Annotated in this window: 20 protein-coding genes and 1 tRNA gene; 12 read left to right on the top strand and 9 right to left on the bottom strand. The window is 66.9% G+C overall.

Features of this window, described 5'->3' with window-relative positions; translation table 11 throughout:
• Window positions 1–21 precede the first annotated feature (21 nt).
• Window positions 22–804, bottom strand: a complete 783-nt coding sequence (locus MLD63_RS03105; RefSeq protein WP_255328375.1) for a hormone-sensitive lipase — start codon at window positions 802–804, stop codon at window positions 22–24.
• Between the two features lie 60 nt (window positions 805–864).
• Between MLD63_RS03105 and kynU the strand changes: the two genes are divergently transcribed.
• The 5 genes from kynU (at window position 865) to MLD63_RS03080 (ending at window position 6,347) form a co-directional block, all read left to right on the top strand.
• On the top strand, window positions 865–2,064 hold the full coding sequence (gene kynU, locus MLD63_RS03100; protein ID WP_255328374.1) for a kynureninase: 1,200 nt from the start codon (window positions 865–867) through the stop codon (window positions 2,062–2,064).
• Between the two features lie 82 nt (window positions 2,065–2,146).
• Window positions 2,147–3,337: an MFS transporter gene (locus MLD63_RS03095; RefSeq protein WP_255328373.1), complete on the top strand. Its 1,191-nt coding sequence runs from the start codon at window positions 2,147–2,149 to the stop codon at window positions 3,335–3,337.
• A 4-nt stretch (window positions 3,338–3,341) separates the two neighbouring features.
• Window positions 3,342–4,376, top strand: a complete 1,035-nt coding sequence (locus MLD63_RS03090; protein ID WP_255328372.1) for a glycosyltransferase family 4 protein — start codon at window positions 3,342–3,344, stop codon at window positions 4,374–4,376.
• Window positions 4,373–4,993, top strand: a complete 621-nt coding sequence (locus MLD63_RS03085; RefSeq protein ID WP_255328371.1) for a glycosyltransferase family 29 protein — start codon at window positions 4,373–4,375, stop codon at window positions 4,991–4,993. The genes MLD63_RS03090 and MLD63_RS03085 overlap by 4 nt, the downstream gene beginning before the upstream one ends.
• Before the next feature lie 331 nt (window positions 4,994–5,324).
• Window positions 5,325–6,347 carry an aspartate-semialdehyde dehydrogenase gene (locus tag MLD63_RS03080; protein ID WP_255328370.1) on the top strand — a complete coding sequence of 341 codons (1,023 nt, stop codon included), beginning with the start codon at window positions 5,325–5,327 and terminating at the stop codon, window positions 6,345–6,347.
• Between the two features lie 28 nt (window positions 6,348–6,375).
• Here the strand turns inward: MLD63_RS03080 and MLD63_RS03075 are convergent, their stop codons facing one another.
• Window positions 6,376–7,020 (bottom strand): carbonic anhydrase, encoded by a 645-nt coding sequence (locus MLD63_RS03075; protein WP_255328369.1) that lies wholly within the window; start codon window positions 7,018–7,020, stop codon window positions 6,376–6,378.
• A 151-nt stretch (window positions 7,021–7,171) separates the two neighbouring features.
• Here MLD63_RS03075 and MLD63_RS03070 point away from each other — a divergent pair, with 151 nt between their 5' ends.
• From MLD63_RS03070 to MLD63_RS03060, 3 genes are all read left to right on the top strand, one after another.
• Entirely contained in the window at window positions 7,172–7,546 is a 375-nt protein-coding gene (locus tag MLD63_RS03070) for a hypothetical protein (protein WP_255328368.1), read from the top strand.
• A gap of 71 nt (window positions 7,547–7,617) precedes the next feature.
• The gene (locus MLD63_RS03065) at window positions 7,618–9,018 is read left to right on the top strand and encodes a leucyl aminopeptidase family protein (RefSeq protein WP_255328367.1); all 1,401 of its coding nucleotides are present in this window, start codon (window positions 7,618–7,620) and stop codon (window positions 9,016–9,018) included.
• Entirely contained in the window at window positions 9,015–9,836 is an 822-nt protein-coding gene (locus MLD63_RS03060; protein WP_255328366.1) for a C40 family peptidase, read from the top strand. The genes MLD63_RS03065 and MLD63_RS03060 overlap by 4 nt, the downstream gene beginning before the upstream one ends.
• Here the strand turns inward: MLD63_RS03060 and truB are convergent.
• From truB to rbfA, 3 genes are read right to left on the bottom strand one after another with little or no spacing between them, the layout of a single operon-like run.
• Entirely contained in the window at window positions 9,826–10,719 is an 894-nt protein-coding gene (truB, locus tag MLD63_RS03055; RefSeq protein WP_255328365.1) for a tRNA pseudouridine(55) synthase TruB, read from the bottom strand. The two genes, MLD63_RS03060 and truB, sit on opposite strands and share 11 nt — an antisense overlap.
• A 54-nt stretch (window positions 10,720–10,773) precedes the next feature.
• Window positions 10,774–11,523 (bottom strand): phosphodiester glycosidase family protein, encoded by a 750-nt coding sequence (locus MLD63_RS03050; protein WP_439957619.1) that lies wholly within the window; start codon window positions 11,521–11,523, stop codon window positions 10,774–10,776.
• Window positions 11,513–11,956 carry a 30S ribosome-binding factor RbfA gene (gene rbfA / locus MLD63_RS03045; RefSeq protein WP_255328363.1) on the bottom strand — a complete coding sequence of 148 codons (444 nt, stop codon included), beginning with the start codon at window positions 11,954–11,956 and terminating at the stop codon, window positions 11,513–11,515. The genes MLD63_RS03050 and rbfA overlap by 11 nt, the downstream gene beginning before the upstream one ends.
• Window positions 11,957–12,057: 101 nt before the next feature.
• On the opposite strand from rbfA, the gene dapB reads away from it, so the two are divergent.
• The gene (gene dapB / locus MLD63_RS03040) at window positions 12,058–12,864 is read left to right on the top strand and encodes a 4-hydroxy-tetrahydrodipicolinate reductase (protein WP_255328502.1); all 807 of its coding nucleotides are present in this window, start codon (window positions 12,058–12,060) and stop codon (window positions 12,862–12,864) included.
• Between the two features lie 7 nt (window positions 12,865–12,871).
• Here dapB and MLD63_RS03035 read toward each other — a convergent pair whose 3' ends face one another.
• Complete coding sequence (locus MLD63_RS03035) at window positions 12,872–13,288, bottom strand: hypothetical protein (RefSeq protein WP_255328361.1); 417 nt, start codon at window positions 13,286–13,288, stop codon at window positions 12,872–12,874.
• Between the two features lie 138 nt (window positions 13,289–13,426).
• Here MLD63_RS03035 and leuB point away from each other — a divergent pair, with 138 nt between their 5' ends.
• The 3 genes from leuB to MLD63_RS03020 all read left to right on the top strand — a co-directional run bounded on the left by leuB (window position 13,427) and on the right by MLD63_RS03020 (window position 15,676).
• Window positions 13,427–14,551: a 3-isopropylmalate dehydrogenase gene (leuB, locus tag MLD63_RS03030; RefSeq protein WP_255328359.1), complete on the top strand. Its 1,125-nt coding sequence runs from the start codon at window positions 13,427–13,429 to the stop codon at window positions 14,549–14,551.
• A 48-nt stretch (window positions 14,552–14,599) separates the two neighbouring features.
• Entirely contained in the window at window positions 14,600–15,541 is a 942-nt protein-coding gene (locus MLD63_RS03025; protein ID WP_439957618.1) for a DMT family transporter, read from the top strand.
• A gap of 58 nt (window positions 15,542–15,599) precedes the next feature.
• Window positions 15,600–15,676: transfer RNA gene (locus tag MLD63_RS03020), tRNA-Pro, on the top strand.
• An 85-nt stretch (window positions 15,677–15,761) separates the two neighbouring features.
• Here MLD63_RS03020 and MLD63_RS03015 read toward each other — a convergent pair.
• From MLD63_RS03015 to MLD63_RS03005, 3 genes are read right to left on the bottom strand one after another with little or no spacing between them, the layout of a single operon-like run.
• A complete protein-coding gene (locus tag MLD63_RS03015) occupies window positions 15,762–19,106 on the bottom strand; it encodes an error-prone DNA polymerase (RefSeq protein WP_255328501.1) in 3,345 nt (1,114 codons plus the stop codon).
• A gap of 29 nt (window positions 19,107–19,135) precedes the next feature.
• Window positions 19,136–20,614 carry a Y-family DNA polymerase gene (locus MLD63_RS03010; RefSeq protein ID WP_255328357.1) on the bottom strand — a complete coding sequence of 493 codons (1,479 nt, stop codon included), beginning with the start codon at window positions 20,612–20,614 and terminating at the stop codon, window positions 19,136–19,138.
• Entirely contained in the window at window positions 20,556–21,137 is a 582-nt protein-coding gene (locus MLD63_RS03005) for a hypothetical protein (RefSeq protein WP_255328356.1), read from the bottom strand. The genes MLD63_RS03010 and MLD63_RS03005 overlap by 59 nt, the downstream gene beginning before the upstream one ends.
• Window positions 21,138–21,187 lie beyond the last annotated feature (50 nt).

Here is a 21,187-nt window from a genome sequence, read left to right as displayed (position 1 = left end):
TGCGTGAGGGCCTAAAGAAGCCTAGGCCAACAACCGTTCCAGCAGCGGGCTATCCCTCTCCAGCCCTTCGATGACGTCGAAATGATGCCGCCCGGGGTCGATCACGCAGTCCGTCGCGGCGCCAAGGCCGGCCCACGTATCCGCTATTTGACGCGATTGGCGGATGAATTCCGGTCGCTCCATTCCGCCGACCCAGGCAGTGACCGGGATGCCGGGACGTGGGACCAGCAGCGCGGGGCTCTCTGCCGCCGCTTCGGCGGAGTCTATGCGCAACGTCGCGTTCATCCGGGTGCGCATCAGCGGCCGCAGATCGCCCAGGCCAGAGATGGGGACGCAGGCGGTGATCCGACTTGCCACCGCGTCAGGCAACACGCCCTCGCAGATCATCCGCGCGGCGAGATGGCCGCCTGCGGAGTGGCCGGTCAGGGCAATGGGGCCGTCCGCGACGTCAGCCGCCTCGGCTACGGCGGCAGCGACCTCGACCGTGATGTCCGAAATCCGCGCTTCGGGCGCCAGCACGTAACCGGGCAGCAGCACCGTCCAACCCCGCTCGAGCGCACCGGCAGCCAGATGCGAGAAATCCTCGGGCGAGAAGCGCATCCAGTAGCCGCCATGGATGAAGACCATCAGGCCCTTCGCCGCGGCCTTGGGCCGGAACAGGTGCCCACGCCGCACGGTTTGGGGCGGACGATGGTCACGGAAAGCAGCCGCCGCCTGGGCCCAGCGCGGCGGATAGCCGTCCGCCCCCGGAATATGCGGCCCGTTGGCATAGGCGTCGTCCCAATCGGTGACCTGATACAGCATTCGCACTCTCCACTTTCGGGGATTGGACGCCCCTGCTAGCGTCCGGTCAAGGGGGACCCCATGACCGATCTGTCGACCGATTTCACCCGCACCCGCGCAGCCTTCCACCTGCCTTCGGGCGTCACCTATCTCGACGGCAATTCGCTGGGTCCGATGCCGGTGGCCGCACGCGACCGCGTTGCCGCGATGATGCAGGACGAATGGGCTCAGATGCTGATCCGCGGCTGGAACGAGGCCGGCTGGTATGCCCAGCCGCGCGTGACCGGCGACCGCATCGCCCGGCTGATCGGCGCGGGTGACGGCCAGGTTGTGATGGGCGACACCCTGTCGATCAAGGTCTTCCAGGCGGTCAGCGCCGCACGCGCGCTGCGCCCCGGCCGCCGCGTGATCCTGTCCGACAGCGGCAACTTCCCCTCGGACCTCTACGTCGTGCAGGGCCTCGCCCGCGCCATCGACTCCGACCTGCGCGTCGTGGAGCCAGAGGCCGTGGCCGAAGCCATCGACGACGACCTCGCGGTGCTGATGCTGACCGAGGTCGATTACCGCACCGGCCGCCGCCACGACATGGCGGCGCTGACCGCCGCCGCGCATGACGCGGGCGCGCTGACCGTCTGGGACCTCGCCCATTCCGCCGGCGCCGTGGACGTGGACCTGCTGGGCGCGGATGCGGATTTCGCCGTCGGCTGCACCTACAAGTATCTCAACGGCGGCCCCGGCGCGCCGGCCTTCATCTGGACCCACCCGCGCCACGCCGATGCCGCGCAGCCGATCCTCCAGGGCTGGATGGGCCACGCCGCCCCCTTCGCGTTCCAGCCCGATTACGAACCTGCGGGCGGCGTCGAGAGGATGCGCGTCGGCACGCCCCCGGTGATCGCGCTGGCGGCTCTGGATGCCGCGCTGGACGTCTGGGACCATGTCGCCATGCCCGACCTGCGCGCCCGGTCGATCGAACTGACCGAGGCCTTCATCGCCCAGGTCGAGGCATCCTGCCCGGACCTGACGCTGAACTCGCCCCGCGATCCGGCCCGGCGCGGCTCGCAGGTCAGCTTCCGCCACCCGCAGGCCTATGCCGTCATGCAGGCGCTGATCGCCCAGGGCGTCATCGGCGACTTCCGCGCTCCCGACGTGCTGCGCTTCGGCTTCGCGCCGCTCTACAACACGGCCGAGGACGTGAGCCGCGCAGTCGGGATCATGGCCCGGATTCTGCGTGAAGGCAGCTGGGATCGCCAGGAATATCACGCCCGCGCCGCCGTGACCTGAGCCTTATGCGCGGCACGGGCTTGCGTCCGCGCGGCGGATGGCCCAATCCGGACGCCAAGCGTCGACAGCGGATGTCCAAGCGATGGCTCTCCTTTCCTCCGGCATGATCAGCCTGATCCTCGGCTATGTGCTCAGCCAGTTCTACCGCGCGTTCCTTGCGGTTCTGGCGCCGACGCTGAATACCGAACTGGGCGCCGGGCCCGCCGATCTCGCGCTGTCTTCCGGGCTCTGGTACATCGCCTTCGCCGCCGCGCAGATCCCCGTCGGCTGGGCGCTCGACCGCTTCGGCCCGCGCGAGACGGTGGCCTTCCTGCTGGGGCTTGGCGGCTGCGGTGGCGCGCTGGTCTTCGCGCTGGCCCAGACGCCCTGGCAGATCCACGTCGCGATGACCCTTCTCGGTATCGGCTGCGCGCCGGTGATGATGGGCAGCTTCTACATCTTCGCCCGCACCCTGCCCGCAAGCTCGATGAGCGCGGCGGGCGGCGCGGTCGTCGGGATCGGCTCGCTCGGCAACATGCTGGGCGCGGCGCCGCTGGTCTGGCTGATCAACCAGATCGGCTGGCGCGCCTCTCTGGTCGGACTGGCCCTCGTCACCGCGCTGGTCGCGCTGGCCATCATCGCGCTGGTGCGCAATCCGGCCCGACCCGAAGGCGAGGTTCGCACGGCCCGTCTGCGCGACCTGATGGCGGTCCGCGAATTGCGGCTGATCCTGCCGCTGCTGGGCGTGACCTATGCAGCTTCGGCCTGCATCCGCGGGCTGTGGGCCGGTCCCTTTTTGGCCGAGGTTTACGGCGCCAGCGACTACCTGATCGGCTGGGTCACGCTGGGCATGGGGTTGGCGATGGTGACGGCAAACCTGTCGGTGGGTCGGGCGGTCCGGCTGGCAGGATCGGACAAGCGGCTGTCCGTCGCCAACACGCTGCTCCTCTGCGGCGTTCTCACGGGGCTCTGGCTGGGATCGGGGCATAGCCTTCTGCTGTCGTCGGTGCTGCTGGTCATGGTCTGCATCTCGGACAGTTCCTATTCGCTGATCATGTCGCATGGCCGCGCGTTCCTGTCGCCGCATCTGGTCGGGCGCGGCATCACCTTCATGAACATGATCTCGATTTCGGGCGTCGGCGTGATGCAGTTCCTGTCGCGACCGGTCTATCTGTCCGCCCAGGCCAACCATCCGCCGGCCCAGGCCTATGGGCTGATCTTCCTCTTCTTCCTCGTGCCGCTGATCATCGGCCTGTCCTTCTACCTGTTCAGCGCCGAACATCCCCAAGGCTGACCCGATGTCCGATCCCCTCGTCATCGCCCCGAACCTCAAGCGACGCCTGTCGGGCGTCACCGCGACGGTGGTGCGACTGATCCCGGTTCAGGCGCGGATGATCGCCATCCGCGCCACCGGTCCCGGCCTGCCGCCAGAGGTTCCGCACATCCCGCTGATCCGCGCGACGATGATGCCCCGCGACCGCTGGCGGGTCTGGCACGCGCGGCGCAACACCGAAATGGCGCTGGGCCTGATCCTGCGCCGCATCCTGCGCCGTCGCTTCCGGCTGATGTTCACCTCGGCCGCGCAGCGTCATCATACCGGCTTCACCCGCTGGCTGATCCGCCAGCAAGAGGCGCTGGTCGCGACGACCCCGCAGGCGGCGTCCTATCTGGAACGGCCCGCGACCGTGGTCATGCACGGCGTCGACACAGAGACGTTTCATCCGACCGCCGACCGCGCCGCGCTGCGCAAAAGTCTGGGCCTCGACCCGGATGCCGTGCTGATCGGCTGTTTCGGACGCGTCCGCGAACAGAAGGGCGTCGATCTGCTGGTCGGCGCGGGTCTGGACCTGCTGCCCACGCGGCCGCGCGCGCAGATCGTCTTCACCGGCCGCATCACGCCGGACAACCGCGCCTTCGCCGACGACCTGAAGGCGAAGATCCGCGACGCGGGCCTCGGCGACCGCATCCGGTTCCTGGGCGAACTGCCCTGGGCCGATCTGGTCCGCCACTACCAGGCGCTCGACCTCTTCGTCGCCCCCGCCCGCTGGGAAGGCTTCGGCCTGACCCCGCTCGAGGCAATGGCCTGCGGCGTTCCCGCCATCGCCTCGCGCGTCGGCGCGTACGAGGCGCTGATCCGCGACGGCGAGACCGGCAGCCTCGTCACCACCGGCGACCGGGCTTCGCTGGCGACGGCGCTCGCGCGCTGGCTCGACGACGATCAGGCCCGCGCCGAAGCAAGCCTCGCCGCCCGCGCCCATGTCGAGGCGAACCACACGATCGAGACAGAGGCGCGCGCGCTCATCGCCATCTACCGTGACCTGCTGGCGCGATGAACCGCCTCGGCTTCCTCGCCGCGCGCACCCTGCGCAACGATACCGCGCTGGCGAGGCTGTCGGCTCCCAGATCCGACCTGCTCGACAGCCTTGCCGGTCTGAATGTCGCCCTGATCGGAAACGCCCGTGCGCTGGCCGACACAACCCACGGCGCGGCGATCGACGCCGCCGATCTGGTCATCCGCATCAACCGCGCGCCGATGCCCGCGCCCGACAGCCACGGCACCCGCACCGATTGGCTGGCGCTCGCCACCCGCCTTTCCGCCGCCGACCGCGCCCGCATCAACCCCGCGCGCATCCTGTGGATGTCGCCCAAGCGCAAGCGCCTCGACTGGATCACCGCCACCAGCCCCGGCTTCTACCTGCATCCGCTGTCCGACTATCACAGGCTCAAGGACCGGCTCGGCGCACCGCCCACCACCGGCGCGATGCTGATCGACCTCGTCCTCGGCTCCGACCTCGCGCGTCTTACGCTCTACGGGTTTGACTTCTTCGCCTCGCAAAGCCTGTCGGGCCGCCGCACCGCCGAACAGGTCCCCCACGATTTCACGTCAGAGGCGGATTGGGTCGCCGACCGTGCCGCATCCGACCCACGCTTGACCCTGATCCGGCCGTGAACGCCGCGCAACCCCGCGGGGAAGTCCAACCCCTTCTTCTTCAAGCAAATATCCCCGCCGGAGGCATTCCGGCGCAACCGGGAACCCTTAACGCTTCCTGAACCGCACGTTCGCAGCCTGTGTACAGGTTGTGTACAGCCTGTGCACGCGCGGTGTACGGGTTGTGACCCCGAAAACTCAGCGAATGCTGGGCTTTCACGGTCATCAGGTGTTGCGCTGTTGCGCAGCACCGCACGCTGGCGTTGCCGTTCACGAAGCTTAACGGGCCGGGCTTCCCTCCGCCGCCGCTTTTCGGTAAACGCCCGGCACCCCCGACAGGAAGGATGACCCGATGGGCTACAAGATCGTCGTCGCCGGCGCTACCGGCAACGTGGGCCGCGAAATGCTGAACATCCTCGACGAACGCCAGTTTCCCGTGGATGAGATCGCCGTCCTGGCCTCGCGCCGCTCGCAGGGGTCAGAGATCAGCTTCGGCGACAAGACCCTGAAATGTCAGGATATCGAGCAGTTCGATTTCACCGGATGGGACATGGCGCTGTTCGCCATCGGCTCGGACGCGACCAAGCTTCACGCCCCGCGCGCGGCCAAGGCCGGCTGCGTGGTGATCGACAATTCTTCGCTCTACCGCATGGATCCCGACGTCCCGCTGGTCGTGCCCGAGGTGAACCCCGACGCGATCGAGGGCTATGCCAAGAAGAACATCATCGCGAACCCGAACTGCTCGACCGCGCAGATGGTCGTCGCGTTGAAGCCGCTGCACGACCGCGCCCGGATCAGGCGCGTGGTTGTCTCGACCTATCAATCGGTTAGCGGCGGCGGGTCAGAGGCGATGGACGAGCTGTGGGACCAGACCAAGGGCCTCTACGTCCCCGGCCAGGAGGTCGAGCCCAAGACCTTTCCCAAGCAGATCGCCTTCAACGTCATTCCCCAGATCGACGTCTTCATGGAGGATGGCGCGACCCGCGAGGAATGGAAGATGGTCGCCGAGACGAAGAAGATCCTGGATCGCCAGATCAAGGTCACCGCGACCTGCGTCCGCGTCCCCGTCTTCGTCGGCCATTCCGAAGCCATCAACATCGAGTTCGAGGATTTCCTCGACGAGGACGAAGCCCGCGACATCCTGCGCGAAGCGCCGGGCATCATGGTCGTCGACAAGCGCGAGCCCGGCGGCTACGTGACCCCGGTGGAATGTGTCGGCGATTTCGCCACCTTCGTCAGCCGCATCCGTCAGGACAGCACGATCGAGAACGGGCTGAACCTGTGGTGCGTCAGCGACAACCTGCGCAAGGGCGCAGCGCTGAACACCGTTCAGATCGCGGAATTGCTGGGCAAACGCGTGCTTAAGAAGGGCTGAATCGTCCGGACCTGCGCGGCGGTCCGCTTCAGATTTCAACGAAGCGGCCGCTCGGCTCCAACTGCAGCAGCGATCCGTTGGCGATGTCCTGGACCAGCCCGTGCAGCGCCAGCGTGCCGCGCTCGACCGCTTCGGCCACGAAGGGGAAGCTCATCAGGTTTTCCAGCGACACGATCACGGCCTGCTGTTCCAGGGCTGCGATCTGCTGGTCCTCGGGCAGGTCCTTCACGCGGTCATAGCCCGGCCGCAGGATATCCATCCAGCGCCCGACATAGCTGGTCTGTTCCTCCATCTGCGGGGCGTGACCCGAACACATGGCATGACAGCCCGCGACGCCCCCGCAACTGGTGTGACCCATCACCACCAGATGCGCGACCTTCAACGCCGTGACCGCGAACTCGATCGCGGCCGAGGTGCCGTGCTGAAGCCCGTCGGGCGCGTGCGGCGGCACCAGGTTCGCGATGTTGCGATGGATGAAGAACTCGCCGGAATCCGCGCCGAAAAGCGAGCTGACATGAACCCGGGAATCGCAGCACGAAATGACCATGGCGCGGGGCCGCTGGCCTTCATCGACCAGACGCCGATACCAGGCGCTGCTTTCGGCATAGGTGGTCGCCTTCCAGCCGTGGAACCGGCTGACCAGATATTGCGGCAAAGGACGCGCGCTCGTCATTTCACCCTCGTCTTCCATGTCGGGACACAGCGTGGATAGGCCGCAATTGCGTTGAATGCGAGCGGTTTATTCCTGCGCGCGTAACCCTTTCTTGACGCAGAATGGTCATGGTGGGCGGACGTGTGGGGACACGAATGCGAAAGGTGGGACGATGACACAGGTGACGGCGCTGGCCGTTGACGAACCGATCCGCGTCGATGCGCGGCGGGTCAGCGACATCGTGAACGAATTGGGCGAAACGGCCGCGCAAACGGTGATCGGGATCGCGCTGGAGCAACTCGCTGGCGCGCTGGCTGCCGTCGATGGCGCGATGACGCGCGGCGATCTGGCCGACACGGTGCTGAATGCCGACAAGCTGTCGCGTCTGGCATGGCAGATCGGGCTCAGCTCGCTTGCCGGCGTGGCGATCGACCTCGGCCGCTGCGCGGAAGGACAGGACCTGACCTCGCTCGCGGCGGTGCGGGCACGGTTGATGCGGGTGGGCAACCGCTCACTCACGCAAATCTGGGATGGCGGCATCGGCTGAGGGCGGGCCGGTCTTGCAGGCGGGGATGCGCGTTGTAGTCTGGCGCGAAATTCCCGCGTGCAGGAGCAAGCATGACCGAAACAACGCGATCGACCCTGCCCACCTTCGCCACAGAGGATGAGGCGGCAAGGCCGGTCTGGATCGTCGCCAAGGGTCAGGACGCGCCCGCCGAAGCACAGGCAGGCGGCTGGCCCGCCGCCAGCGGCTTCACCGGCAAGGCAGGAGAGATCTGCCTGCTGCCGGGTGAGGACGGTTCGGTTCGCGGGGCGCTTTTCGGCATCGGCGACGACGCGCGCAAGGGCCGCGAGCGGTTCGGCTTTGCCCGCGCGTTGTCCCTGCCGGAAGGTCCGTGGCGGATCGCGGCAGTGCCGGATGGCGAGGATGCAGGCCAGATGGCGCTTGCCTGGCTGCTCGGGCAATATCGCTTCGACCGCTACAAGAGCGGTGGGGGTAAGCCCGCGCAGCCTCGTCTCGTCTGTCCGCCCGGCGTGGATGCCGCGCGCCTTCAGGCGATCGCGGCGGGCGAGTTTCTGACCCGCGACCTGATCAACACCCCCGCCAACGACATGGGCCCCGCCGAGTTGGAACAGGCGGCCCGGGATCTGGCGCATGAACTCGGTGCCGCGATCGAGGTCACGACCGGCGACGCCCTGCTGAGCGCCGACCTGCCGCTGATCCACGCCGTCGGGCGCGCTGCCGCGTCAGAGCCCCGGCTGATCGATCTGCGATTGGGCGATAGCGGGCCGATGCTGACGCTGGTCGGCAAGGGTGTCTGCTTCGATACCGGCGGCCTGAACATCAAGCCGGGATCTTCGATGGGTCTGATGAAGAAGGACATGGGCGGGGCCGCCAACGTGCTGGGCCTGACGCGGATGCTGGCCAAGACGGGCGCGCTGGACGGCATCCGCCTGCGGGTGCTGATTCCGGCGGTCGAAAACGCGATTTCGGGCAGCGCCTATCGTCCCGGTGACATCCTTCGCAGCCGCAAGGGTCTGAGCGTCGAGATCAACAACACCGATGCCGAGGGTCGGGTGGTGCTGGCCGATGCCCTGGCGCTGGCGGCCGAGGAAAAGCCCGACCTGATGATCTCGATGGCGACGCTGACCGGCGCCGCGCGGGTCGCGCTTGGGCCCGATCTGGCGCCGTTCTACTGCGACGACGACGCGACGGCCGAGACGCTGATGCGCGCCGCGACGTCCGTCGCCGATCCGTGCTGGCGGATGCCCTTCTGGGAACCCTACGAATCCATGATCGAACCCGCGACGGCGGATCTGGACAACGCGCCCGGCGGCGGGATGGCAGGCTCGATCACCGCTGCGCTGTTCCTGCGACGCTTCGCCGATGGCGCTGCACGCTACATGCATTTCGACATCTATGGCTGGCAGCCTAGTGCCGCGCCGGGAAGGCCGAAGGGCGGCGTCGGCCAAGGGACGCGCGCCTTGCTGCAGGCCCTGCCGGAGATGCTGGGATGAGCGATCGCCGCCTGACGCCCGCGACGGACCGTGTCGTGCTGCAAGGCTGGCAGGATCAGGCGCCCCGCCCACAGCTGACGGATGGACGCGCCGCGCGGCTGGCGGTGCCGCTGGCCGATCTGTGCCGTGAACCCGGTGGCCGTCGCGATCGACAGGTGAATTTCGGTGCCGACGTCACCGTGATCGATGAGACGGACGGCTGGTCTTTCGTACGCGCCGCGCTGGACGGCTATTGCGGCTGGCTTCGGTCGGGCGCGCTGAGCGATGACCTGCCCCCGCTGACCCATCGGGTCAGGGCGACGGCGACCCATGTCTATCCCGCGCCCGACATGAAGCGGCATCAGGATTTCGCGTTGTCGCTGGGGGCGCGGTTGTCCGTCACCAGGATCGCGGACGGATTCGCGGAACTGTCCGGCGGCGGCTTCGTGCCGGCCCAGCACGTCGCCGATGCGCCCGCGGCCGACCCGGTCGCGGTGGCCGAGCGGCTGCTTGGCACGCCCTATCTGTGGGGCGGCAACAGCGACTGGGGGATCGATTGCTCGGGGCTGGTTCAGGCCGCGCTCACCGCTTGCGATATCGCCTGCCCGGGTGACAGCGACCTTCAGCGCAATGCGTTCCCTGCGGTGGATGACATCCAGCGAGGCGATCTGCTGTTCTGGCCCGGCCATGTCGCGATGGCGGCTTCGCCGACGCGGATGATCCACGCGACAGCCTGGCAAATGGCGGTGATCTGGGAGGATATCCCAGACGCGATCGCTCGGATCGACGCGTCGGGCGACGGCCCGTTTCTGGGCATTCGCCGTCCGGTCAGAGGTTGAAGACCCGATCCGGGTGAACCTGCCCCGCCATGTAGCGCCCGATGCAGAGGGGCGTTTCGCCTTCGCTGACCCAGACCGTTTCCCCGAATTCCGCCCCCGTGGTGACATCGCCCGGATTGCCGTTCCGCAGCCTGACGGCGCCCGCGGACGTCGCGCGCAGATGCGGCAGATCGGCCAGCGCCGCCTGCAATGGCAGCATTCTGTCGTCCAGCATTGCCTGCGCGGCTCGGTCTATATGGTCGAACGAAACCGCGTCCTCCACCCGGAACGGACCTGACCACGTGCGACGCAGATGCGCCACATGGCCCAAACAGCCAAGCACCCGGCCCAGATCGCGGGCGATGGCGCGGACGTAGCCGCCCTTGCCGCAGACCATCCGCAACTGCGCGCTGTCGGCTTCCGCATCCAACAGGTCGAGGCTTTCGACCCAGAGCGGACGCGACGCGAGTTCGACGGAAGCGCCTTCCCGTGCCAGGTCGTAGGCGCGTTCACCATCCACCTTCACGGCCGAGACCGCGGGCGGCACCTGCATGATCTGGCCGACAAAGTCCGGCAGCGCCGCACGGATCGCGGCGGCGTCGGGTCGCGCCTCGCTGGTCTTCGTGACCGTGCCCGAGGCATCGTCGCTGTCGGTCTCAGCGCCCCAGGTGACGGTAAAATCGTAGCATTTCAGCGCTTCGGTCAGGTGCGGCACGGTCTTGGTCGCCTCGCCCAGGGCCACTGCCAGCACGCCCGTCGCATCCGGGTCCAGCGTGCCCGCATGGCCCGCCTTCTTGGCGTCCAGCGCCCAGCGGACCCGGCCCACGACATCGGTCGAGCCGATCCCCGCAGGCTTGTCGATCACCAGCCAACCGCTGATATCGCGACCCTTCTTGCGTGCCATCTTGCCCCGTCCCGCGTCAGAAAGGCGCGGCGATAGCGGCGTCGGTGCGTCGCGTCAACCGCCCTCGACCATCCCGATGATCGGACCAAGGCTGCGGCCGAAATCGTTCCGGTTCACCCCAGGTGCGTACAGCCTGCTGATTGAACCATCGAAATACAGCGCCTGCGGCGTTCCAAGCCCGTCACGGAACAGCCGTCCGAATTCGTGAAACGTCACCGGGTGATCGGAAATCGCGAAATAGGCGGTCGTCCCGTCGGCCGAGACACCGACGCCGTTGCGCACGTAACGGCTGTCGGATTCGACCAGAAAGCGGGGGTGCAGTTGGCCGTCGATCACCAGCATCGGACCCGATTGCGTGGCCAGTCGGCATTGCGGCGGATCGGCGGCGAAGGCACGGCTTTCGATGACCGCGAAAGGCGTCGGGCCGTCGGTGCAGAAAACACCGTTGGGCAGCATGCCGAAATTGCCACCGCCACCACCGGTGACGATCGGCGCGCGTTCCTGCCCATCGATCACCAGCAGGCCCACTGGGTCGTAATCGGCGTGGAACATGCCCGCGTTCATCGCGAAGCTCAGCCGCTCACCGGCGCCGAGCGTCTTGCGGACGTTCGAGAAATTGCGCAGCGGCGCACCTTCGGCATCGTCCTGCCACAGGCGCAGCCGGGATTGGTCGGTCACCTCGCAGACGACATAACCCTGCCCGTCATGGGTGATGCGCGCGCATCCGTCGGCCGCGGCAGGAATTGCCATCGCGATCAACATGCCCGCTGCGACGCCCAGACGGCGGCGCAGGTCAAACGGCATCGCGGTCCCCGGTGCCATCCTCGTCGCCGTCTTCCGGCGCCTCGACATCGCGGCGGACGCGATCCTCGTTGAACAGCCGGCGGGTGTCGTCCATCCGGTCAAAGGTCTCGTCCAGCTGGAAGCGCAATTCAGGCGCATATTTCAGCGTCATCGCCTTGGCGACGTGGTGGCGCAGCTCACGGGTGTTGCGGCGCAGGGCTGCCAGCGCCTCTTCGGCGTCATGGCCGCCCAACGGCAGGACATAAGCGGTAGCGACCTTCAAATCCGGAGAAGCGCGAACCTCGCCCACGGTGATCGAGTGCCGGTTCAGATCGGGGTCATGGACCTCGGCCCGCAAAAGCACGTCCGACAGCGTGCGGCGGATGAGTTCGCCCACGCGCAACTGCCGCTGCGAGGGGCCGCTTCCGCCCTGATGATGCTGGTTCCTTGCCATGCGCCCGATGTAGGGGGTCGCGGGGCAGGTGGCAACGGGATAGGAAGGCGAAACAGCAGGCGCGAGGGATCATGGACACCGACACGGTCAGGGAACAGCACATGGACAAGCCCGGCATCGTCGTGACCGGGGTGGCTGGTCGGATGGGGCAGATGCTGGTCAGGGTGATCGCAGAAAGTGATCAGGCACGCCTGGTGGGGGCGCTGGTGCGCGAAGGGCATGACTGGGTCGGCCTGGACGTCGGTGTGGCGATGGGTGGCGGCGATCTGGGCGTCACGGTCAGCGATGATCCGGTGGCAACGATCGCGCAGGCGCAGGCCGTCATTGACTTTTCCACGCCAGACGCCACCGTGGCCTTTGCCGAACTGACGGCGCAGGCGCGCGCGGTCCACGTCATTGGCACGACCGGTCTGTCCGACGACGATCTGCGCCACATCACCGCCGCCGCACGCCACGCACCGATCATCAGGGCAGGCAACATGAGCCTTGGTGTCAATCTGCTGGTCGGGCTGACCCGGCGCGTGGCCGCGGCTCTTGGAGCGGATTGGGACATCGAAGTGGTCGAGGCGCATCACCGGAACAAGGTCGACTCACCCTCGGGCACCGCGCTGATGCTGGGCGAGGCTGCGGCCGAAGGGCGGGGCGAGGCGCTGTCAGACCTGCGCATCCCCGCGCGGGAAGGAATGACCGGTCCCCGGACCGAAGGCAGCATCGGCTTTTCGGCGATCCGCGGGGGCGACGTCGTCGGCGAGCATGACGTGATTTTCGCAGGCCAAGGCGAGCGAGTGGTCCTGCGTCATCTTGCAACGGACCGCGCAATCTTCGCGCGCGGGGCGCTGACCGCCGCGCTTTGGGGTCAGGACAAGGGTCCAGGCGAATACGACATGGCCGACGTTCTGGGACTGTGAGGCGGGATCAGTTTCCGCCCGTCGGTTCGGTTCCGCCGCCCATCCCGATCAACCGTTGGATCAGCGGTGCGGCTTGCGGACCGATCCGCTCGCAGGCAGCGGGATCGTCGAGCAGCGCGAAGGCCGGGCCATAATAGCTTTGCTCATAGGCCGTGGGGTCCAGCCCCAGTTGCGCGGCCAGCTTGTCGCCGGTCCCGGCAAGCAGCGTCCATTCGCCATCGCTGATCTGGTATCCTTCGCAGTTCGAGGTAATAACGTCGACTTCGGCCAGTTGCCGGGCCAGCGCCTCGGCGTCGCCGCGCGACAGACCGGAAACATCGGGCAGCTTCACCGTCAGCCGATCAGCCGCATCGGCGTATTGCACCGCTGCGATCGTCAGACCCAGGGCCACCGCGGCGGCCATGATTGCGTCCCATAGTCTCATTGGAATTGCTCTGCGCTTTGCGTTCAGTGTGGCGTCATCCGGCCCGATCCGGCGCGCGATCGCAAGCAAATTCGCCGTGAACTTGACCACGGTGCGACGCGGGTCTAGGCGAAGCGTGAACAGCTGAGAGGGGCGGCCATGAGTGACACGAATTCCATCCTGATCCTGCCGGGCGACGGCATCGGTGCCGAGGTCATGGCCGAGGTCGTGAAAGTCATCGACTGGTTTCAGGACAACCGTGGCATGGCCTTCACGGTCGATCACGATCTGGTCGGCGGCGCGGCCTATGATGCGCACGGAAAGCCGCTGTCGGACGAAACCATGGCCAAGGCGCAGGCCGTGGACGCGGTTCTTCTGGGCGCGGTCGGAGGACCGAAATACGACGACCTCGACTTCAGCCTGAAGCCCGAGCGTGGTCTGCTGCGCCTGCGCAAGGAAATGGACCTTTACGCCAACCTGCGTCCCGCCCAGTGCTTCGACGCGCTGGCCGACTTTTCCTCGTTGAAGCGCGAGGTGGTGGCAGGGCTCGACATCCTGATCGTGCGCGAGCTGACCAGCGGCATCTATTTCGGTCAGCCCCGCGGGATCGAGGACGATACCTCCGAGGGGAACGAGGGTGGTCGCGTCGGCATCAACACCCAGCGTTACACCAGCGGGGAGATCCGGCGGGTCGCACGCTCGGCCTTCGAACTGGCGAAGAAGCGCGACAACCGCGTCTGCTCGATGGAAAAGGCCAACGTGATGGAATCGGGCATCCTGTGGCGGCAGGAGGTCCAGTGGGTTCACGACAACGAATATCCGGATGTCGAACTGAGCCACATGTATGCCGACAACGGCGCGATGCAGCTGGTCCGCAACCCGCGCCAGTTCGACGTGATCGTCACCGACAACCTGTTCGGTGACATCCTGTCCGATGCGGCCGCGATGCTGACCGGCAGCCTCGGGATGCTGCCTTCGGCCTCGCTGGGCGCGCCGATGGCGAACGGTCGTCCCAAGGCGCTGTACGAACCCGTCCATGGCAGCGCGCCCGACATCACCGGACAGGGCAAGGCCAATCCGATCGCCTGCATCCTCAGCTTCGCGATGGCGCTGCGCTATTCCTTCGACCGCGGCGATGCTGCCAGCGAGTTGGAAGCGGCCGTCGAAAAGGTGCTGGCGGACGGGCTGCGCACGGCCGACCTGACCGGTCCCGGCGGCGGCGACGCGATCAGCACGTCGCAGATGGGCGACTCAATCGTCGCAGCGCTCTCCTCGGCCGCGTGATTGGGCGGCAAGCCTAACCTGCAGGGCGCGCTGATCGCCCTGCTGGCGATGGGCCTATATGCCACGCATGACGTGGTGATCAAGACGCTCGCGCAGGATTATGGCTCGTTCCAGATCCTGTTCTTCGCTTCTCTGCTGTCGTTTCCGATGGTCACGATCATGCTGCTGGGTGACAGGACCGGGGGCACGCTGCGCCCGGCCCGTCCGATCTGGGTCGCGGTCCGGTCGGGCTGCGTGGTTCTGGCCGGTATCGGCGGCTTCTATGCCTTTGCCACCCTGTCGCTGGCGCAGGTCTATGCGATCCTTTTCGCCACGCCACTGCTGGTGACGATCCTGTCGATCCCGCTGCTGCACGAAAGGGTGGGTGTTCACCGCTGGCTTGCGGTCATCGTCGGACTGACCGGTGTGCTGGTCGTGCTGCGGCCCGGCGCGCGGGAATTGGCGCTTGGCCACGCGGCTGCGCTGATGGGCGCCTGTTCCAGCGCGCTGGCGTCCGTCATCGTGCGCAAGCTTGGCAATTCCGAACGTCCCGTTGTGCTGATCCTGTGGCCGATGCTGGGCAACTTCGTTCTGACCGGCGGGGCGCTGACGCTAGATTATCGCCCGATGACGCTGGGCGCGCTGGCGCTGGCGGGTGTCATCGCCGGGCTGGGACTTGCGGCCGGTTTCCTGGTCATCACCGCGTATCGCACGGGCGAGGCGGCGATCGTGGCACCGATGCAGTATTCGCAGATCCTGTGGGCGACCGCCTATGGATGGGCGCTGTTCGACGAAAGACCTGATGCGGCGACGCTGCTTGGGGCCGGAATCATCATCGCCTCGGGGCTCTACATCGTCTGGCGCGAGGGCGCGGGCGGCGGCTCGGCCAACCGACCGGTGATCGGGGCAAGGATGCGGGCGGAAACCGTCACAGCCCCCAAATCCACGCTGCTGCAGCGACTTCTGCCGGGCCGCGCCACGGGGCCTGGACGGCCCGGCGACGGCGCGTGAACGACGCCAGTTAGCACTTGCAATCCACCGGGGCGCAGGCTACCTGCCCCACCACGGTCGGAGCGTAGCGCAGCCTGGTAGCGCACCTGCTTCGGGAGCAGGGGGTCGGAGGTTCGAATCCTCTCGCTCCGACCATTTCTCGAAAATCCCTTGCACATTGCCTGCCATAAGGCGCGCACCAATTTGCGTGTGCTGGGGTCAGGCCTGTCCAGCGTCTTGTTCAGTGAAAATCCCGGCTGGGAAACAGCTTCTTGGCTTGATCGCGGGGATGCATCACCCGTGGTTGGTTGAACCGGCGCGGCGCGCTGTCGGCCTTGAGCGAGGTCTCCCCGATCGCGTCGTCCATCGGATGGCCCAGTTCGGACAGCTTGTGCGACAGATCCTCGATCACTTCGGCGATCAGGTGGACCACGATCCCCTCTCGCTGCAGTCGGCCGGTCACGCGCACCAGCCGGCCGCCCATGACCGGGCGCCGGAATTGCTCGAACGTCTTGCGCCAGACGACGACGTTGCCGACGCCGGTCTCGTCCTCCAGCGTCAGGAAAATCACACCCGACGCCGTGCCGGGACGCTGGCGGGTGATGACCAGCCCGCAGATCGTGGTTCGCGCGATAGGCGCGTCCTGCAGCCGGTCGTTGGGCGTCAGGCCCGGCATCGACGGACGCAGCAATTCCATCGGATGGGCGCGCAGCGTCAGGCGGGTGGCGACATAATCTTCGACCACCTCCTCGCCCAGATGCATCTGTGGCAGGCTCACGACGGGTTCGTTCACGCGCTCGCCGTCGATGGGGTCGTTAAACAGCGGGAGCGGTTTCTGACCGCGGATGGCGCGGACCTGCCACAAGGCGTCGCGGCGGGTCAGGCCCATGCCGGCAAAGGCATCCGCCTCTGCCAGCCGTTCCAGCGCGGCGGGCGCGACGCCCGCGCGCAACCAGACCGATTGCGGATCGGGATAGCCGTTGCCACGCGCCGCCGCGATCCAGCCCGCGTCCTCTTCACGCAAGCCCTTGATCTGGCGGAACCCCAGCCTCAGCGCCAGTGTTCCGTCGGCGCGGCGTTCCAGCGTGTTGTCCCAGATGCTGGCATTCACGCAGATCGGGCGCACCTCGATCTGGTGGTCGCGAGCGTCTCGCACGATCTGGGCTGGCGCGTAGAAGCCCATCGGCTGTGAATTCAGCAGCGCGCACGCGAAGACTGCCGGGTGATGGCATTTCAGCCAGGCCGAGACATAGACCAGCATCCCGAAGGCAGCCGCATGGCTTTCGGGAAAGCCGTAATCCGCGAACCCCTCGATCTGCGAGAAACACCGTTCGGCCACATCGCGTTCGTAGCCGTTGCCCATCATTCCAAGGATGAATTTCTCGCGGTGCTCGCCGATCGTGCCCATGCGCCGGAACGAGGCGAGCGAGCGCCGCAGTCGGTCGGCCTCTTCGGCGGAATATCCCGCGCCGACCATTGCGATCTGCAGCGCCTGTTCCTGAAACAGCGGCACACCCAGCGTCCTGCGCGTGACCTCGGCCAGCGCGGGACCGAAGGGTTCGGCGGCCTCCAGCCCCTGACGGCGGCGCAGATAGGGCTGGACCATGCCGCCCTGAATAGGACCGGGACGGACAATGGCGACCTCGATCACCAGGTCGTACAATTCGCGCGGCCGCATCCGGGGCAGGAAGTTCATCTGCGCGCGGCTTTCCACCTGAAAGACGCCGATCGCATCGGCCACGCAGAGCATGTCGTAAGTGGCCTTGTCGCCCTGTTTCACGGTAGCCAGTGTCAGCGGCATACGCTCATGCTCGTCGAGCAGCGCGAAAGCCTTGCGGATACAGGTGAGCATCCCGAGGCCGAGGATATCGACCTTGAGGATGCCCAGCGTGTCGATGTCGTCCTTGTCCCATTCGATGATCGTGCGATCCTCCATCGCCGCGTTCTCGATGGGCGCAAGCTCGTCCAGCCGGCCCTTGGTGATGACGAAGCCGCCGACATGCTGGGACAGGTGGCGCGGAAAGCCGATGATCTCGCCGATCAGCCGCAGCGTCTGCGCCAGCCGCCGGTCGGTCGGGTCGAGGCCCAGCTCGCGCACCCGCTCGGCGTCGAAATCCTCGCGTCCATAGCCCCAGATCTGGCCCGACAGGCCTGCCGTCACGTCCTGGCTGAGGCCCATGACCTTGCCCACCTCGCGGATCGCCGCGCGGGAACGGAAATGAATCACGGTGGCACACAGACCTGCGCGTTCGCGACCGTATTTCTTGTAGATCCACTGGATCACTTCTTCACGCCGTTCGTGTTCGAAATCGACGTCGATATCGGGTGGCTCGCCCCTGTAGCGCGAGACGAAACGCTCGAACACCATGCCGATCATGTCGGGCGAGACATCGGTGATCCCGAGCAGATAGCACAGGATCGAGTTCGCGGCCGAACCACGACCCTGACACAGGATCCCCTGGCTGCGGGCAAAGGTGACGATGTCGTGGACGGTCAGGAAGTAGGCAGGGAAGTTCAGCTCGGCGACCATCGCCAGCTCTTTTTCCATCAAGGCGCGCGCGCGCTCGGTCGCGCCCTGCGGATAGCGCCGGGCCAGCCCCTCATGGGCCAGCCGCTCCAGCCGGGCCATCGGTGCCTCGCCGCCTTCGGCGATCTCGTCGGGATATTGATAGCTCAACTCGCTCAGATCGAAGGCGCAACGGGCGGCGATCTCCACCGTGCGGCGCAGGGCGGCTGGGTGGTGACGGAACAACCGCGCCATGTCGGAGGCCTTCTTCAGCCGCCGTTCGGCATTGGGCAGGGCGCGGGTGCCGATCTGGTCGATGGTGATCCCCTCGCGCATGCAGGTCAGCACATCGACCAGCTTGCGCCTGCCCGCGCGATGCATCAGCACATCGCCCACCGCGACCATCGGCGTCGAACAGCGCTGCGCGATCCGGGCGCAGGCGTCGAAATGCGCCTGATCGGACCCGTCGTAGCGTGGTGCCGCACCCAGAAAGACGTTGCCCGGAAATCGGCGCTGCATCCGCTGCAGATCATCCCGCACCTTGGTCAGCGAGGTTGGCAGCGCGATCAGGATCATCCCGGCGGCGTGGTCGATCACATCGTTCAGGTCCAGATGGCACTCGCCTTTGCCCGCCCGTCGTTTGCCCAGCGTCAGAAGACGCGTCAGCCGCTGGTAGGCCGCGATGTCTGTCGGCAGGGCCAGCCATTCGATGTCACTGTCTCGCAGGACCAGGCGGCACCCGGTGATCAGCCGCGGCAGGTAATCCGTCGCCGGCCGGGCGATCCCCTCACGCGTGCCGATGTCCATGCGCGAGGAATTGTCGATCATCCGGTGCGAGCGGATGGCGATGGTTTCACCGATCTCGCGCGCCAGCTCCTTCAGCGCGGCATAGGCGCGCACGACGCCGGCCAACGAATTGCGGTCGGTGATGGCGATGGCCGCCAGACCAAGCTCGGTCGCGCGGGCCATCAGCTCTTCGGGATGAGAGCCGCCGGTGAGGAAGGTGAAGTTGGTGGTGACGCACAATTCCGCGTAACCGGTCGGCGGAGCATGCGGGCTGGGCGACTGGTCCGGTGGCAGATGCGCCGGCAGGGTGGGCGGGGGCGGGGTCACGCGAACTCCCCCTGAACGAACCAGCCGGGATTCTGCGGCGTGTAAAACAACCACAGCCGCCGACCCTGCCGGGTTTCGACCCGCCAATAGTCTCGCATCCCGCTGCGCCAGTTCGGATCGTCGAACCACCATTCCGGGGCGATCCGTTCCGGTCCGCTGACGCGCAGAATGGTCAGCCGCATCCGCCGCCACCGGAAGCTCTGCGGCGGCTGCGCGCCGGTCGCGGTGATCGGTTCGGGTGGAAACAGGATCAGCGGGCGGGGGCGTGGTACCGTCCACGTTCCTTCGGGTTTCGACCAGGCGGCGGGCGCGACGATGAAGCTGCGTTCGGGGATGTGGCTGTCGGCGGGCAGGTATCGCACCACGTTGTCGAGGCCGATACGGGTGCCGATCCGGGTGATCAGGTCGTCCAGCCGGCCCTGACCGCCTGCCCCCGAATGGCCGATCTGCTCATCCGGCAGCTTTTCGACCTGAACCGCTTCCAGCCGCATCTGATCGATGCCGAACCCTGCATCGACGTCGCCGATGCCCCGCTCGAACAGGGGCAGAATGCGGGCCGCGTCGCGCAGGGGCCGGGCGAGGCGAAGTTCCACGTGCTGTGAATCCCCGTCCACACGACGCAGGGTCAGGCACAGGGTCCGCGCACCGGTACCACGATCCTTCAACTTCGCGCACAGACGGTCCAGCAGCCGCCCGGTCCCGGCCATCACGTCGGCCTCCAGCCCGATCGGTTCTGGCAGGCTCATCCTGACGCCGTAATGGGGTGGATCCGGTTCGGGCGAGATCTCTTCGGGCTGCCGGCCAAGCGCCTGGTCCAGGCGCATCAGCAGACCCGGCCCGAAGCGGCGCGCAAGTGGTGCCCGGGGCGAGGCGGCAAGCTGGCCGATCGTGCGCAGGCCAAGCCGTTGCAGCGCCTCGATATGGTCGGGTGGCAATCGCAATCCAGCCACCGGCATCTCGGACAGCATCTCGGCACCTTCACCCGGGGCTGCCACGCCCTCGCCGTGACGGGCAAAGGCCCAGGCTGCGCCGCGAGTGTCACCCAGCCCGATCCGCACGCTGAGTCCCGCGCGACCCAGATGCTGACGAAGGTCGGTCAGCAGCCCACGCTCGCCCCCTTGCAGATGGGCCGAGCCAGTGATGTCCATGACCAGACCGTCACCGCCTTCATACCCGACCCAAGGACAGTAGCGGGTCGCCCACCGGCGCAGCGCAGCCAGAAATCGAGCGTCGCCCAACGGATCGGCAGGACGGCTTTGCAGATCGATACAGAAGGCACGCGCATCAGAGAAAGACATGCCGCGGTGCAAACCCTCACGTTCGGCCGCGGCGTTCAGACAATAGATGCGATTGGCATTGTTTTCCTTCAGCGTCAGCGCAAAGGGTCCCGCCACCGGACGCGCACGCAGCGCCCGGTCACTCGCCAGACGCGGAAACCACAACGAGACGACGCGCCGATTGATCCCATCGAACATGCCAGGCACCCAATGTTCCTGATTTGTTCTTGGTAATCCTCCAGCATTGCAGAGTCGAGTCTTCGGGCGGGCTGTCGGGGTCCGGCACCTGTGTGCAATGCCAGCGCGTCTCGGCCGCATTGCTGCCCATTCCTTCAGGAATCAGGCACAAACCGGTCGATTGGCCGGCCTGCGCGGCAAGCTGAAGCCGCCTTCCCTCGCGCAGGGACAACGGCGCCGTCAGCTCTACGATCACGTGCCCCACAGCACCGTCTCGAAGCGCCTCCTCGGCGACAGCCAGCGTATCGATCTGTCCGCCGGTCTGCGCCATCACCATGGTCGAAACATCGAAGTAGGATTGAAGTGCGGCAGGATTCGCCATGTCGGGCAGCCATCCTTCGCGCACCCAAAGCGACGCGGCAGCATCCTTGCCTTGGCCTATGCACACCGCCGCAAAGGCCGCCGCCGCCGGGCCGCCCACCTCGTGAACGCGTCCGGGGCGCAGCGGAAATGCGGTGATCTGATAAATCGTCGGTTTGGCCATCCGCCAAGGTTAGACAAGCGTCCCGCCGGCCGCAAATGCCCAATGCGTTG

It is taken from the genome of Paracoccus albicereus (assembly GCF_024359525.1).
Lineage (GTDB): Bacteria > Pseudomonadota > Alphaproteobacteria > Rhodobacterales > Rhodobacteraceae > Paracoccus > Paracoccus albicereus.
Note: the sequence above shows the minus strand (reverse complement) of the source record. Positions and strands in the feature narration are given on the sequence as shown.

Excerpts from the sequence above, each read along its gene's own strand:
- truB (WP_255328365.1), bottom strand. The coding sequence starts at position 10,719 with ATGGCACGCAAGAAGGGTCGCGATATCAGCGGTTGGCTGGTGATCGAC.
- MLD63_RS03095 (WP_255328373.1), top strand. The coding sequence starts at position 2,147 with ATGGCTCTCCTTTCCTCCGGCATGATCAGCCTGATCCTCGGCTATGTG.
- MLD63_RS03025 (WP_439957618.1), top strand. The coding sequence starts at position 14,600 with ATGGGCCTATATGCCACGCATGACGTGGTGATCAAGACGCTCGCGCAG.
- MLD63_RS03090 (WP_255328372.1), top strand. The coding sequence starts at position 3,342 with ATGTCCGATCCCCTCGTCATCGCCCCGAACCTCAAGCGACGCCTGTCG.
- MLD63_RS03035 (WP_255328361.1), bottom strand. The coding sequence starts at position 13,288 with ATGAGACTATGGGACGCAATCATGGCCGCCGCGGTGGCCCTGGGTCTG.
- MLD63_RS03075 (WP_255328369.1), bottom strand. The coding sequence starts at position 7,020 with ATGACGAGCGCGCGTCCTTTGCCGCAATATCTGGTCAGCCGGTTCCAC.
- MLD63_RS03065 (WP_255328367.1), top strand. The coding sequence starts at position 7,618 with ATGACCGAAACAACGCGATCGACCCTGCCCACCTTCGCCACAGAGGAT.
- MLD63_RS03010 (WP_255328357.1), bottom strand. The coding sequence starts at position 20,614 with ATGTTCGATGGGATCAATCGGCGCGTCGTCTCGTTGTGGTTTCCGCGT.
- dapB (WP_255328502.1), top strand. The coding sequence starts at position 12,058 with ATGGACAAGCCCGGCATCGTCGTGACCGGGGTGGCTGGTCGGATGGGG.
- MLD63_RS03105 (WP_255328375.1), bottom strand. The coding sequence starts at position 804 with ATGCTGTATCAGGTCACCGATTGGGACGACGCCTATGCCAACGGGCCG.
- rbfA (WP_255328363.1), bottom strand. The coding sequence starts at position 11,956 with ATGGCAAGGAACCAGCATCATCAGGGCGGAAGCGGCCCCTCGCAGCGG.
- MLD63_RS03070 (WP_255328368.1), top strand. The coding sequence starts at position 7,172 with ATGACACAGGTGACGGCGCTGGCCGTTGACGAACCGATCCGCGTCGAT.
- MLD63_RS03060 (WP_255328366.1), top strand. The coding sequence starts at position 9,015 with ATGAGCGATCGCCGCCTGACGCCCGCGACGGACCGTGTCGTGCTGCAA.
- MLD63_RS03050 (WP_439957619.1), bottom strand. The coding sequence starts at position 11,523 with ATGCCGTTTGACCTGCGCCGCCGTCTGGGCGTCGCAGCGGGCATGTTG.
- kynU (WP_255328374.1), top strand. The coding sequence starts at position 865 with ATGACCGATCTGTCGACCGATTTCACCCGCACCCGCGCAGCCTTCCAC.
- MLD63_RS03085 (WP_255328371.1), top strand. The coding sequence starts at position 4,373 with ATGAACCGCCTCGGCTTCCTCGCCGCGCGCACCCTGCGCAACGATACC.
- MLD63_RS03080 (WP_255328370.1), top strand. The coding sequence starts at position 5,325 with ATGGGCTACAAGATCGTCGTCGCCGGCGCTACCGGCAACGTGGGCCGC.
- leuB (WP_255328359.1), top strand. The coding sequence starts at position 13,427 with ATGAGTGACACGAATTCCATCCTGATCCTGCCGGGCGACGGCATCGGT.
- MLD63_RS03005 (WP_255328356.1), bottom strand. The coding sequence starts at position 21,137 with ATGGCCAAACCGACGATTTATCAGATCACCGCATTTCCGCTGCGCCCC.